The organism is Ornithinimicrobium sp. F0845, assembly GCF_023015765.1.
In the GTDB taxonomy this organism is placed as follows: domain Bacteria; phylum Actinomycetota; class Actinomycetes; order Actinomycetales; family Dermatophilaceae; genus Ornithinicoccus.
Window position 1 is genome coordinate 26865 of the sequence record NZ_JALKAL010000007.1, and the last position, 11962, is coordinate 38826.

At 71.1% G+C, this 11962-nt stretch carries 13 protein-coding genes; 12 read left to right on the forward strand and 1 reads right to left on the reverse strand.

Annotated features, from left to right (window positions below; genetic code table 11):
• The first annotated feature begins 8 nt into the window (after positions 1-8).
• The 7 genes from MWU75_RS11315 (at position 9) to MWU75_RS11345 (ending at position 7487) form a co-directional block, all read left to right on the forward strand.
• Entirely contained in the window at positions 9-1169 is a 1161-nt protein-coding gene (locus tag MWU75_RS11315) for a CaiB/BaiF CoA-transferase family protein (protein WP_247090670.1), read from the forward strand.
• Positions 1166-2518 carry an MmgE/PrpD family protein gene (locus MWU75_RS11320; protein WP_247090672.1) on the forward strand — a complete coding sequence of 451 codons (1353 nt, stop codon included), beginning with the start codon at positions 1166-1168 and terminating at the stop codon, positions 2516-2518. Before MWU75_RS11315 ends, MWU75_RS11320 begins: the two co-directional genes overlap by 4 nt.
• A gap of 78 nt (positions 2519-2596) precedes the next feature.
• Entirely contained in the window at positions 2597-3778 is a 1182-nt protein-coding gene (locus tag MWU75_RS11325; protein ID WP_247090674.1) for an acyl-CoA dehydrogenase family protein, read from the forward strand.
• A complete protein-coding gene (locus tag MWU75_RS11330) occupies positions 3775-4593 on the forward strand; it encodes a CoA ester lyase (RefSeq protein WP_247090676.1) in 819 nt (272 codons plus the stop codon). The genes MWU75_RS11325 and MWU75_RS11330 overlap by 4 nt, the downstream gene beginning before the upstream one ends.
• Positions 4593-5414 (forward strand): mesaconyl-C4 CoA hydratase, encoded by an 822-nt coding sequence (locus MWU75_RS11335; RefSeq protein ID WP_247090678.1) that lies wholly within the window; start codon positions 4593-4595, stop codon positions 5412-5414. The genes MWU75_RS11330 and MWU75_RS11335 overlap by 1 nt, the downstream gene beginning before the upstream one ends.
• Positions 5407-6207 carry an enoyl-CoA hydratase-related protein gene (locus MWU75_RS11340; protein ID WP_247090680.1) on the forward strand — a complete coding sequence of 267 codons (801 nt, stop codon included), beginning with the start codon at positions 5407-5409 and terminating at the stop codon, positions 6205-6207. Before MWU75_RS11335 ends, MWU75_RS11340 begins: the two co-directional genes overlap by 8 nt.
• A gap of 92 nt (positions 6208-6299) precedes the next feature.
• Complete coding sequence (locus tag MWU75_RS11345; RefSeq protein ID WP_247090682.1) at positions 6300-7487, forward strand: CoA transferase; 1188 nt, start codon at positions 6300-6302, stop codon at positions 7485-7487.
• Between the two features lie 360 nt (positions 7488-7847).
• Here the strand turns inward: MWU75_RS11345 and MWU75_RS11350 are convergent, their stop codons facing one another.
• A complete protein-coding gene (locus tag MWU75_RS11350; RefSeq protein ID WP_247090684.1) occupies positions 7848-8537 on the reverse strand; it encodes a helix-turn-helix domain-containing protein in 690 nt (229 codons plus the stop codon).
• A 158-nt stretch (positions 8538-8695) separates the two neighbouring features.
• On the opposite strand from MWU75_RS11350, the gene MWU75_RS11355 reads away from it, so the two are divergent.
• The 5 genes from MWU75_RS11355 to MWU75_RS20320 all read left to right on the forward strand — a co-directional run bounded on the left by MWU75_RS11355 (position 8696) and on the right by MWU75_RS20320 (position 11909).
• A complete protein-coding gene (locus MWU75_RS11355; RefSeq protein WP_247090692.1) occupies positions 8696-9826 on the forward strand; it encodes a class I SAM-dependent methyltransferase in 1131 nt (376 codons plus the stop codon).
• A 172-nt stretch (positions 9827-9998) separates the two neighbouring features.
• The gene (locus MWU75_RS11360; RefSeq protein ID WP_247090694.1) at positions 9999-10229 is read left to right on the forward strand and encodes an antitoxin; all 231 of its coding nucleotides are present in this window, start codon (positions 9999-10001) and stop codon (positions 10227-10229) included.
• 1 nt (position 10230) lies between these two features.
• Complete coding sequence (locus MWU75_RS11365; protein ID WP_247090696.1) at positions 10231-10635, forward strand: type II toxin-antitoxin system VapC family toxin; 405 nt, start codon at positions 10231-10233, stop codon at positions 10633-10635.
• 24 nt (positions 10636-10659) lie between these two features.
• Entirely contained in the window at positions 10660-11529 is an 870-nt protein-coding gene (locus MWU75_RS11370; RefSeq protein ID WP_247090698.1) for a peptidoglycan-binding domain-containing protein, read from the forward strand.
• Complete coding sequence (locus tag MWU75_RS20320; protein ID WP_348647761.1) at positions 11517-11909, forward strand: RNA-binding S4 domain-containing protein; 393 nt, start codon at positions 11517-11519, stop codon at positions 11907-11909. Before MWU75_RS11370 ends, MWU75_RS20320 begins: the two co-directional genes overlap by 13 nt.
• The last annotated feature ends 53 nt before the right edge of the window (positions 11910-11962 follow it).

The following is an 11962-nucleotide window of genomic DNA, read 5'->3' on the forward strand; positions in this document are numbered from 1 at the left end:
ATCCCCCTATGAACCCTCTCGACGGGATCACCGTCGTCAGCCTCGAGCAGGCCGTGGCGGCGCCGTTCGCCACCCGCCAGCTCGCCGATCTCGGCGCCCGCGTGATCAAGGTCGAGCGCCCCGGCCCCGGCGACTTCGCCCGTGCCTATGACGAGACCGTCAAGGGCATGTCCAGCCACTTCGTCTGGCTCAACCGCTCCAAGGAGTCGGTCGCGCTGGATCTGAAGAGCCCGCTGGGCCAGGAGGCGATCACCGCCCTGGCGCAGGAGGCAGACGTCTTCGTCCAGAACCTCGCCCCCGGCGCTGCCGAACGCCTCGGCCTGGGGGCCGAGGCGCTGCGTGCCATCAACCCGCGCCTGGTGCACGTGTCGATCTCCGGCTATGGCCCGGGCGGTCCCTACACGACCAAGAAGGCCTACGACCTGCTCGTGCAGTGCGAGGCCGGCCTGGTCTCGATCACCGGCACCGAGGACGAGCCGTCCAAGGTCGGCATCTCGGTGGCCGACATCGCCGCGGGGATGTATGCCTACACCGGGATCCTGACCGCCCTCTTCCAGCGCGAGCGCACCGGCGAGGGCGCCACTCTGGAGGTGTCGATGCTGGAGGCGCTGGCCGAGTGGATGGGCTTCCCGCTGAACTACGCGATGTATGGCGGCACGCCCCCGCGGCGCAGCGGTGCCCGGCACGCGGCAATCGCCCCCTATGGCCCGTTCCACTGCGGCGACGGGGAGCAGGTCTTCCTCGGCATCCAGAACGAGCGCGAGTGGGCGACCTTCTGCGAGCAGGTGCTCGGCAACGCCGGCCTGGCCACCGACCCCCGCTTCGAGCGCAACAGCCTGCGGGTGGAGAACACCGCCGAGCTCAACGCCGAGATCGAGCGGGCCTTCGCCGACCAGAGCGCCGAGCAGGCCGCGGACCGGCTCGAGGAGGTCGGGATCGCCAACGCGCTGCTGCGCGACATGGCCGGTCTGGCCGCCCACCCTCAGCTGCAGGCGCGTGAGCGCTGGGTTGACTACGACTCCCCCGTCGGGCCCCTCCGGGCGCTGATCCCACCGGCCACGCTGCAGGGCAGCACACCCGTGATGGGCCCGATCCCCACCGTCGGTGAGCACACCGACCAGATCCTGACCGAGCTCGGTCTGGCCCCAGCCGCAGGAGGCACCCCGTGAGCATCGACACCATCAGCACCGAGGAAGGCGCCCCCGACGCGACTGCAACCGGCACGCCCGCCGTGGCTGTGGCGCTCGCCACGTGGGCAAGCACCACCAAGCCGTCGCAGGCCGACCTCGACCTGGCGGACCGGAGCCTGCTCGACACCGTCGCCGTGGCCCTGGCCGCCCGCACCCATCAGATCAGGCCGGTCGTGGACGCCCTCGACGGCCAGGCTGCCCGGTGGGCCGCGCTGGCCCACGTCATCGACTTCGACGACCTGCACCTGCCCTCGACCACGCACATCTCGACCGTCTGCGTCCCCGTCGCCCTGACGAGCGGCGGGCACGACGGGCAGGTCGCTGCCCGGGCCTATCTCGCCGGCGCAGGGGTCATGGCCCGGTTGGGCACGGCCCTGGGCTGGTCGCACTACACCGCGGGTTGGCACGCCACCACGACCTCCGGGGCGATCGCCGCGGCCGTGGTCGCGGGCATCGCGCGCGGGCTGAGCCAGGAGCAGCTGACCAACGCCATCGCGCTGGCCGTCCCCGCCTCCGGCGGTGTCCAGCGCGCGTTCGGCACCGACGCCAAGAGCCTGCAGGTCGGGCTGGCCGCGCAGGCCGGGATCACGGCGGCCCAGCTCGCCGCGGCCGGCGCCACCGCCGACCCGCGGGCGGTCGAGGCCTGGATGGAGCTGCTCGGCGGTGACCCGACCCACCCGCTGGTCACCGACCCCTCGTCCGATCCCGCGATGATCCCCGACGGTCTGGCCATCAAGGTCTACCCCGCCTGCTATGCCCTCCAGCGACCGATCGGCGCGCTGCGCGAGACCGTCGGCGAGCCGATCAGCGCCGAGCAGGTCGCAGCGATCCGGCTGAGCACCCCGCGCGGCACGGTCACCCCGCTGGTCCACCACCAGCCGCAGACCGGCCTCGAGGGCAAGTTCAGCCTGGAGTATGCCGCCGCGACCGCCCTGCTCGACCCGCACTCCGGCTTCCGCGCCTTCGGCGACGAGGCCGTGCAGCGCGCCGACGCGCAGCGGCTCATCGACCTCACCGAGATCACCCTCACCGACGAGACCGGCGACGGCCTGCTGCTCGGCGCGGTCGAGGTCGAGGTGGACCTGAGCGACGGGCGCACCCTCACCGGCTCCCTGGACCTGCCGCCGGGCTCACCCGGCAAGCCGCCGACCGACGCCGAGATGGAGGCGAAGGTCACCGACTGCCTGCAGCTCGGCGGCATCGAGGGCGTCACGCCCGCGGAGATCACGTGGGACACCGGCGCCCACCTGCTCATCACCCACCTGGGGCCGAGCGTCCCAGCCGACCGTTCGGCATACGTCCTGGGAACCGATGGCACCTCTCCCTGACGTGCGGGAGGAGCAGCAAAACCACTACGAAAATTGCAGACAGACCAGCAAAACCACTACGAAAAATGATGGGACACGATGAGCACCGAGATGCTGTCCGAAGACGAGGTTGAGATCGTCCGCCTGGTGCGGGAGTTCGTCACCGAGCAGGTCAAGCCGACCGCCAGCGAGCTGGAGCACGCCAACACCTATCCCGAGGAGCTCATCGACGCGATGAAGCAGATGGGCATCTTCGGGCTCGCCATCCCCGAGCCGTGGGGCGAGGCTCAGGTGAGCCTGCCGGCATACTGCTTGGTCACCGAGGAGCTGGCCCGCGGCTGGATGAGCCTGGCGGGCGCGATGGGCGGGCACACGGTGGTCGCCAAGCTGATCCTGGCCTACGGCACGCAGGAGCAGAAGGACACCTACCTGCCGCGGATGGCCACCGGCGAGCTGCGCGCGACGATGGCGCTGACCGAGCCCGGCGGCGGCTCCGACCTGCAGGCGATGCGCACCACCGCCAAGGTCGACGGCGATGACTATGTCGTGAACGGCTCCAAGACCTGGATCACCAACGCCCGCAAGGCCGAGCTGATCGCCCTCATGGTCAAGACCGACCCCGAGGCGCAGCCGCGGCACAAGGGCGTCTCGATCCTGCTCGTGGAGAAGTCCGGCGAGGACGGGCTTGAGGGCTTCCACCTCTCCCGCGACCTGCCCAAGCTCGGATACAAGGGCGTGGAGTCCTGCGAGATCGCCTTCGACGGGATGCGGGTCCCGCGCTCGGCGCTGCTCGGCGAGACCGAGGGCCTCGGCTTCTCCCAGATGATGAAGGGCCTGGAGGTCGGCCGCCTGCAGGTCGCCTCCCGCGCGCTCGGTGTCGGCCGGGCGGCCCTGGAGGACTCGCTGCAGTATGCCCAGGAGCGCGAGTCGTTCGGCGTCCCCATCTGGAAGCACCAGTCGATCGGCAACTACCTGGCCGAGATGGCCACCAAGCTGGTCGCCGCCCGCCAGCTCACCCTGCACGCCGCCCGCGCGTTCGACGCCGGTCAGCGCGCCGACATGGAGGCCGGGATGGCCAAGCTGTTCGCCTCCGAGGTCGGCATGGAGATCGCCCTTGACGCGATCCGGATCCACGGCGGCTACGGCTACTCCACCGAGTTCGACGTGGAGCGCTATTTCCGCGATGCTCCTCTCATGATCGTCGGCGAGGGCACCAACGAGATCCAGAAGAACGTGATCGCCCGCCAGCTGGTCAAGCGCGGCAACGTGGACCCCGTATGACGCAGGTCCAGTCCGCGCGCTCCTTCCTGTTCGTCCCGGGTGACCGGCCGGACCGGTTCGACAAGGCCGTCGCCACCGGCGCCGACGTGGTGATCATCGACCTGGAGGACGCGGTCGCCCCCGAGACCAAGGCGGAGGCACGGCATGCCGCGACCATGTTTATCAGCGAGGGCGGCCGAGCGGCCGTGCGCCTCAACGGTGCCGACAGCACCGAGCATGCGGCCGACGTGCTGGCACTCGCCGGGACCCACAACGCACCCCGGCATCAGCTCGTGGCAGTGGTGCTGCCCAAGGCCGAGGACCCTGACGTGGCCAGCACCATCGCCGAGCAGATCGGGGTGCCCGTCATCGCCCTCGTGGAGTCCGCCCTCGGTGTCGCGCGGGCCCACGAGCTGGCACGTGCCCCCGGCGTGGCACGGCTGGCGCTGGGCCACCTGGACCTGGCCGCCGACCTGGGCAGCGGCAATGGCCGGGAGGCGATGCTGCTGGCCCGCTCGACCCTGGTGCTGGCCTCCCGTGCTGCCGGACTACCCGGCCCGATCGACGGCGTGACCACCGCCCTCGACGACACCGACGTGCTCGTCGACGACCTGGCCTACGCCCGAGACCTGGGCCTGACCGGCAAGCTCCTCATCCACCCCCGACAGGTGGAGCCCACGCACGCCGCGCACCGCCCCTCCGAGGACGAGGTCGCCTGGGCTCAGCGTGTGCTCGAGGCCGCGGCCGGTGGAGGCGCCGTGCGCGTCGACGGCGACATGGTCGACGCGCCCGTCGTGGCGCGCGCCGAGGACATCCTGCGACGGAGGGAGGGCTGATGACCGAGACCACGACCCGCACCGAGGTGATCTCCGCCGAGCCGGTCGAGTCGCTGGCCGCGGTGCTCGAGACCCCCGTGCCGTTCGAGGCCGGATCACCCGTCCCGCCGCTGTGGCACTGGATGTACCTGCTGGACCGCCGCCGCCAGTCCGACCTCGGCCCCGACGGCCACCCGACCAGCGGCATCCCCGCCCCACCCGGCCCAGGACGCCGCCGCATGTTCGCGGGCGGGCGCGTGACGACATACTCCCCGCTGGTCATCGGCGAGCCCGCGACCAAGGTCACCTCCATCGCCAAGACCGTGGAGAAGGAGGGGCGCACCGGCCCGCTGACCTTCGTCACGGTCCTGCAGGAGATCAGCCAGGGCGGTCAGCTCGCCGTCCGCGAGGAGCAGGACATCGTCTATCGCGCTCCCGGCACCGGCGCCCTGCCGCCCGCCCCCGAGCCGCCCACCCCACCGGCCGGACCTAGGCTGACCCTGGCGGTCGACGAACGGCTGCTCTTCCGGTTCAGCGCGCTGACCTACAACACGCACCGCATCCACTACGACCTGGGGTATGTGCCGACCGAGGGCTACGACGGGCTGGTCATCCACGGCCCGCTGCAGGCCCTGCTGATGGGCGACCTGATGCGCCGCGAGGGCATCGACCTGGTGGGACAGACCTTCGGCTACCGGCTGGTCTCCCCGATGGTCGGCACGCAGACGCTGACCATCGTGCCCGGCCAGGACGGGCTGGAGCGGGGGGCGGAGTCCCGCAGCGCGGCCGGGGCGATCTGCGCGACCAGCACGCTGTCGCCCGCGGGTGAGACCGTTGGCTGACGCGGTCCTGCTCGAGGTCGACGACCGCGGCGTCGCGACGGTCACGCTCAACCGGCCCGAGGTCAACAACGCCTATGACGAGGCGATGCTGCGCGGCGTCCACGCGGCCGTCGACGCCGCCGAGGCGTCACTGACGACAGACTCCCCCGTGCGCTGCGTCGTGCTGCGCGGCAACGGGCGGCACTTCCAGGCGGGCGCCGACCTGCACTGGCTCAACGCCGTGCGCACCGGCAGCCCCGAGGACAACCTCGCGGCCTCCGACCTGACCGGCAGCGCCGTGCGCCGGCTCAGCCAGCTGAACGTGCCGGTCGTCGCCCTCGTGCAGGGCGCCTGCTTCGGCGGGGGCACCGGCGTGCTGGCCGCCGCCGACGTCGTGCTGTGCGGCGAGGACTCGGTCTTCTCCATCGCCGAGGTCCGCTGGGGCCTGCACGCCTCGATCATCCTGCCGCAGCTGGCGGACGCGATCGGCGCGCGGCAGGTGCGGCGTTATGCCCTCACCGGCGAGCGCTTCGACGCCGCGGAGGCCCGTCGGATCGGGCTCGTGCACGACGTCGTGCCCCGCGAGGCGCTTGAGGAGCGCGGTGCCGCGGTCGTCGAGGCGATCCTGGCGAGCGGGCCAGGCGCCGTCAGCACGACCAAGCGGATCGCCCGCGACCTGTCCTGGACGGCCGTTGACGACGCCGAGTTCACCGACCTGGTCGCCGAGCACAGCGCCGCCCGCCAGTCGCCCGAGGCGGCCGAGGGTCTCGCGGCCTTCGCCGAGAAGCGGCCGCCGGCCTGGGCGGTCAACTAAAGACCCGTCCCCGGCCGCGGATCGGCTGACGGGCGATGGGCGAAGGACGGGACTAGCGTCGGTCACACGCCACTGTCGAGGGAGGGTTTGCCATGTCCGGACTGCACCTGCTGGCCGGGATCCGGGTCGTCTCGATGGAGCAGTTCATCGCCGGCCCCTACTGTTCCTCGCTGCTGTCCGACGCCGGCGCCGAGGTCATCAAGGTCGAGCGTCCCGGCACGGGCGAGCCGCGCCGGACCTACCAGCCCCGCCTCGGGCCGGAGGACGACTACGTCAGTGGCGGCTTCGCGTCATACAACCGGGGCAAGCGGTCCGTCGAGATCGACCTGCGCAGCGACGAGGGGCGCGAGTCGTTGCTCGGCCTGCTCGCCGACGCGGACGTCTTCCTCTGCAACAACCGGCCCGGGTCGCTGGAGCGCCTCGGCCTGGGCGTCCCGGTGCTGCGCGAGCGCTTCCCCCAGCTGGTGATCTGCGAGATCACCGGCTTCGGGGTCTCTGGTGGGCCGTATGCCGAGTGGCCGGCCTTCGACTCCGTCATCCAGGCGATGAGCGGGCTGAGCAGCCTCCTCGGCACCGCCCCGGAGGAGCCGCCGCTGCTGGCGCCGATGGGGACGATGGACCTGCTCACCGGGGTCTATGCCTGCCTCGGCATCCTCACCGCGCTGGTGCACCGCAGCCGCACCGGCGAGGGCACGCACGTGGACGCGGCGATGTATGACATCGGTGCCGCGTTCCTCGAGCGTCCGCTGACCCTTCACGAGTTCACCGGTGAGGTGCCCACGCGCGGCATCGACCGGTTCAGCCCGGTCGGGGCCTTCCGTGCGGGCGACGGCGGCTGGATCTCGATCGTCATCCCCACCGACGAGATGTGGCAGCGCTGTTGCGCCGCGATGGGCCGGCCCGACCTGGTCGACGACCCGGCCCTCGACACCGTGCTGAAGCGGGCCGAGCGGATGCAGGACCGGGTGCTGCCCGCCCTCGAGGAGTGGGCCGCGAGCCTGGGTCAGCACGAGGCGGTCGAGGCGTTGCGCGGCGCGGGCCAGCCCGCCGGGGCGGTGCAGACGATCGCGGACGTGCGGGACTGTCCGCAGCTGGCGCACCGCGGGCTCTTCGTGCCGATGCAGGACGAGCGCCTCGAGCGCGAGGACGGCAGCCACCCCGCCCTGCCGCGGCTGCCGCTGCTCTTCAACGGCCAGGCCGCCGACCCCGGCACCGTGCCACGGCTCGGCGAGTCCAACGGACTGCTGAACCCGCCACCGGACGCGTCCTCTCCGGGCTGAGTCATCGGCGTCGGCGGCGGCCGTGCTTCCGGCCAGCGCCGCGCTTACCCCGGCGCGCGCCTCCGGCCGCCTCTTCGAGCGCCCCGTCGTTCTTCGGGCCGACTGCAGGGCCTGTTGCTAAATGGAGAGTGCTGGGCGGGCCGCCGGACGATCTCCCGCACGATCGCTCCGGGCGCCCTGGATTCGCCTCGGTAGCGCGGTATTTGGACACTGTCCGGCCCAGTTCCGGGCCCCGCGACTCGCGTGACCGGAAATTTTCCGGTCACGCCGCGAGCGCCGTCCATTTTGCAACAGGCCCTGCAACCGGCTCGAGGAACCGTTGGGCGCTCGAAGACGAATAGGCGGAGATGGAGATAAGGCTCAGGAAGTGCTCGTCGGCACCCGCGGGACCGCGGCAAAGCTCGACAGCTTCAGCCACGAAGGGAAGGCGCGCCGCAGGTCGGGTGCGCCCGTGACGCGCACGGTGCCGTCGCGGAGGGTCCGGCTCCACGACAGGTCGCCGCGCCACACGTGGACCAGCGTGGGCAGGTCGGCGCTCACCGTGACGTCGACCGGGAAGCCAGGGTCGGCGTCGCACAGGTCGACGACGCGGTCGGCCTCCACCACGATCCACCAGCGCCGGGTCCGGGGCTCCACATCCGGGAACTCGAAGGCCAGCACGGTCCGCCCACTCGGCATGGAGGCCAGGTCGAGATTGCGCTGCATGTCCCACATGAGCAGCGAGGGGTCGTAGTCCTCCTCGCCGAGCGCGGTGCGCCACTGGACGCCCCACGCGCCCAGCGCCATCACGATCGGCTCGAGCGCACGACCGCCGGGCGTGAGCTCGTAGCGGATCCGGTTGCCGTCGTCCCGGCGCAGCACGATTCCGGCCTTCGCCAGACTCCGCAGCCGCTTGGAGAGCAGAGCCGGGGACATCTTGGGCACCCCGCGGCGCAGCTCGTTGAAGTGCTGACTGCCGCTCAACAGCTCCCGGATGATCAGGACCGTCCACCGCTCGTCCAGGATCTCCATCGTCTTGGCGACCGGGCAGAACTGGCCGTAACCCGCCACGAGCCTCGCCTCCTTCGAACGATCCGACGCTACGCCCGGCCCGCACGCCCAACAAGTACACATCGTGAACCGGAACAGTTCAGGTTCAGAACTATCGGCCCCGGGCGCACCGACCGAGTCTGGAGAGGTCAGCCACACCACCAACGAAAGGACCTGGCATGACCACCACCGAGAGCCGCACAACCACCCCGACCGCCACCACCGAGAGTCGCGCGACCAGCCCGACCGCCACCGCCGAGACACCTGCGACCGCCACCACCGAAACCCCCGCACCCGAGGTGCCACTGCCCCAACAGGCCGGCACCGTCCTGACCCACATCGCCGGCTACATGGCCACTCGGGTCACCCAGATGGGCCTGCAGTCCGGGCTCCTCCGCGCACTCGCCACGACTCCCGGAGCGACACCCGGCGACCTGGCGGACGCGCTGGAGATGGACGAGTTCTTCGTCTCCGTCTGGTGCCGCGGCGCCTTCGGCGCCGGCCTCCTGGAGCGCGCGGGAGCCGGCTATCGCCTCGCGCCGCACATGGACACGCTGCTGCTTGACGAGACCTCCCCCGCGTTCGCGGGCGGCATGTTCGGGGTCGTCTCCCAGCCGGAGATGTTCGGCCGATTCGCCGACAACCTGCACACCGGCGAGCGCTTCTGGTGGGACGACACCAGCCCCGACTGGATCGCCGGCGTCGCCGGCACCGGCCGTCCCTTCTACACCCGCCTGGTCCCCGGCGGGCTCGCCCGGGTGCCCGGCCTCGAGGAGGTGCTGACCTCCGGTGCCCGCGTCGTGGACACCGCCTGCGGGGCCGGACTGGGAGTGCTCCGGCTCGCCACGACATACTCCTCAGCAACCGTGATCGGCGTCGACGGCGACCCTCACTCGATCACCCGGGCGCAGTATGCCGTGGAGCAGGCCGGTCTGTCCGACCGGGTCGAGCTGCTGGTCAGTCCGCTGGAGGAGTTCGCGCTGGCGGAGCCCGCCGACGTCGTGATCAACAACATCTCGATGCACGAGTGCCGCGACATCGACCAGGTGGCAGAGCGGGTGCTCGCCGCGCTGCGGCCGGGCGGGTGGTTCGTGATCTCGGACTTCCCGTTCCCGGACACCGACGAGGGGCTGCGCTCGGTGCCGGGCCGGCTGATGTCGGGCATCCAGTTCTTCGAGGCGCAGATCGACGACCAGCTGCTGCCGCGTCGTGCCTACGACGACCTGCTCACCCGGCACGGCTTCACCGACCTCGGCTCGTTCGAGATCTCGCCGGTGCACGCGGTGACGTACGGCCGTCGGCCTGCGTAACCCCCGCTCACGCTTGTCAGCCCCTGGGACACGCGCGTCTTCGAGCGCCTCCGCGTTCTTCGAGCCGACTGTAACCGTCGGAAAGATGAAGTGGGCGCTCGAAGACGCGTCTCCCACAGCCGTGCGCCTCAGACTTCATGCACACTTCATGCATGCGGCGTAGACTGTCGCTATGAGCACCGAGATCCTCCAGGTCCGTGATGTCCCGGCGAAGGACGCACAGACCCTGCGGGCCCGGGCCGCCGCCCGCAACATGTCACTCTCGAGCTATCTGCGTGAACTCATCCACGATGACGTGTCCCGCCCGGCGATGAACGAGACTCTCGCAAAGATCGCCGCACGGGAGAGCATCGAGGCCAGCACCGAGGACATCCGGTCGTTCATCGACGAAGACCGCCACTGAGATGACGGTCGTCGACGCGTCGGTCGTCGTGCGGCTCCTGCAGAACCGGCGCGGGGACGAACGGTTGCGCGAACGGTTTGGTCGGCAGCGGCACATCCACGCGCCAGCGCTGATCGACGCCGAGGTGGCCTCGGCGATCCGGGGGCTCATGATGACGTCGAAGTCCACCATCAGGGTCACGAGCGAACGCGCGGGACAGATGCTCGAGGACTTTGCGGACCTCCCCCTCTTTCGCCACCCGATGCAGCCGTACCAGCGTCGCGTGCTCAGCCTGCGAGACAACCTCACGGCCTACGACGCGTTCTACGTCGCCCTGGCCGAGTCCCTCGACATGCCTCTGCTCACCGACGACCAGAAGTTCGCCGGGTCTCCGGTGGAGTCGGTCGTGGTGGAGACGTGGCGCTAGCCGGGCGACCTCACAGCCACTTGCATGGGCGCACGACGCCGCGGTCGCGGGCTGCTGGTCGCGCTCGCCTGCCTGGTCGCGTTGGCCGTGGCGGCCGGGGGCGGCTGGTGGGCGGCACGCGCCACCCTCGAGCCTCAGACGCCGGAGACCGCGACGACGACGCCCGACATCGTGTGGGCCGAGGCGACGACCTCCAGCGTCGGTCGGTCCCTCCCGCTGTCCACGACGCTGCGGCAGCCGGCGCGCACGGTCGCCTCCAACGCCGTGCCCGGGGTGGTGCTCAGCACCTCGCCGGGCGAGGTCGCCCATGGCGACACGATCTACGTGGTCGCTGGCATACCGGTGCGGGTGGTGCAGGGCGAGGTGCCGTTCTATCGGGACCTGGCCCGCAACCTCGAGGGCGACGACGTCGCGCAGCTGCAGCAGGCGCTCATCGACCTTGACTACCTGGACGCCGACGAGCCGGACGGCGACTTCGGGTGGCGGACCGAGCGGGCGGTCAAGGACTGGCAGGACGACCTCGGTCTGGACGACACGGGGAGGATCCCGCTGGGCCGCCTGGTGGCGGTCGACCGGCTCCCCACGGTGATCCAGCTCGGCGACTCGATCGTGCGCGGCGCCACCCTCGGCGGCGGTGAGGAGTCGGTCCTGGCGCCCACTGGCGAGCAGCACTTCGTCCTGGTCGTCACGCAGGAGCAGGCGCGGATGATCCCGGCCGAGGCCACGGTGCAGATCACCTGGCAGGACCAGACCTGGGAGGCCGTGATCGGCGGCTCGGAGCAGGACGAGTTCGGCAACACCGAGTTCACCCTGACCGCACCCGACGGCGGGCCCGTCTGCGGGGACGCCTGCGACACCCTGCCCGGTGACAGACTGGTTTCATGGCAGCAATGACGTCGAGCAAGGAGATTGACCGGGCGTATGTGCGGGCGTACCGACAGGTCCCCGTGGACACGCCCGACGCCTGGGGCGATCTGACGTCCTTCCTGGACGCGGCCGCACAGACACAGACGGCCGAGCCGGGCTGGCCGCGTAGGCTGGAAGCCATGAGCCGTCACCTGGAGGTCCCGATCCGGGACGAGTCGATCCGCCTGGGGCAGTTGCTCAAGCTCGCCGGCGTGGTGCAGGACGGCGCGATGGCCCGGATGGTCATCGAGAACGGCGAGGTCACCGTGGACGGCGAGACCGTGATGCGCCGCGGCATCCAGGTCCGACCCGGCGCGGTCGTCTCGTATGCCGGGGAGTCCATCCTGGTGACCAGCTCACCTGAGTGATCGCTCGCCGGAGCCACGGAGCCAAGACCCACTCGGCACGCTGATCGCTCCTC

Bases quoted from the DNA above. Each gene is read 5' to 3' on its own strand.
- MWU75_RS11315 (WP_247090670.1), top strand. From the start codon at position 9: ATGAACCCTCTCGACGGGATCACCGTCGTCAGCCTCGAGCAGGCCGTG.
- MWU75_RS11325 (WP_247090674.1), top strand. From the start codon at position 2,597: ATGAGCACCGAGATGCTGTCCGAAGACGAGGTTGAGATCGTCCGCCTG.
- MWU75_RS11330 (WP_247090676.1), top strand. From the start codon at position 3,775: ATGACGCAGGTCCAGTCCGCGCGCTCCTTCCTGTTCGTCCCGGGTGAC.
- MWU75_RS11335 (WP_247090678.1), top strand. From the start codon at position 4,593: ATGACCGAGACCACGACCCGCACCGAGGTGATCTCCGCCGAGCCGGTC.
- MWU75_RS11345 (WP_247090682.1), top strand. From the start codon at position 6,300: ATGTCCGGACTGCACCTGCTGGCCGGGATCCGGGTCGTCTCGATGGAG.
- MWU75_RS11355 (WP_247090692.1), top strand. From the start codon at position 8,696: ATGACCACCACCGAGAGCCGCACAACCACCCCGACCGCCACCACCGAG.
- MWU75_RS11360 (WP_247090694.1), top strand. From the start codon at position 9,999: ATGAGCACCGAGATCCTCCAGGTCCGTGATGTCCCGGCGAAGGACGCA.
- MWU75_RS11365 (WP_247090696.1), top strand. From the start codon at position 10,231: ATGACGGTCGTCGACGCGTCGGTCGTCGTGCGGCTCCTGCAGAACCGG.
- MWU75_RS11370 (WP_247090698.1), top strand. From the start codon at position 10,660: ATGGGCGCACGACGCCGCGGTCGCGGGCTGCTGGTCGCGCTCGCCTGC.
- MWU75_RS20320 (WP_348647761.1), top strand. From the start codon at position 11,517: ATGGCAGCAATGACGTCGAGCAAGGAGATTGACCGGGCGTATGTGCGG.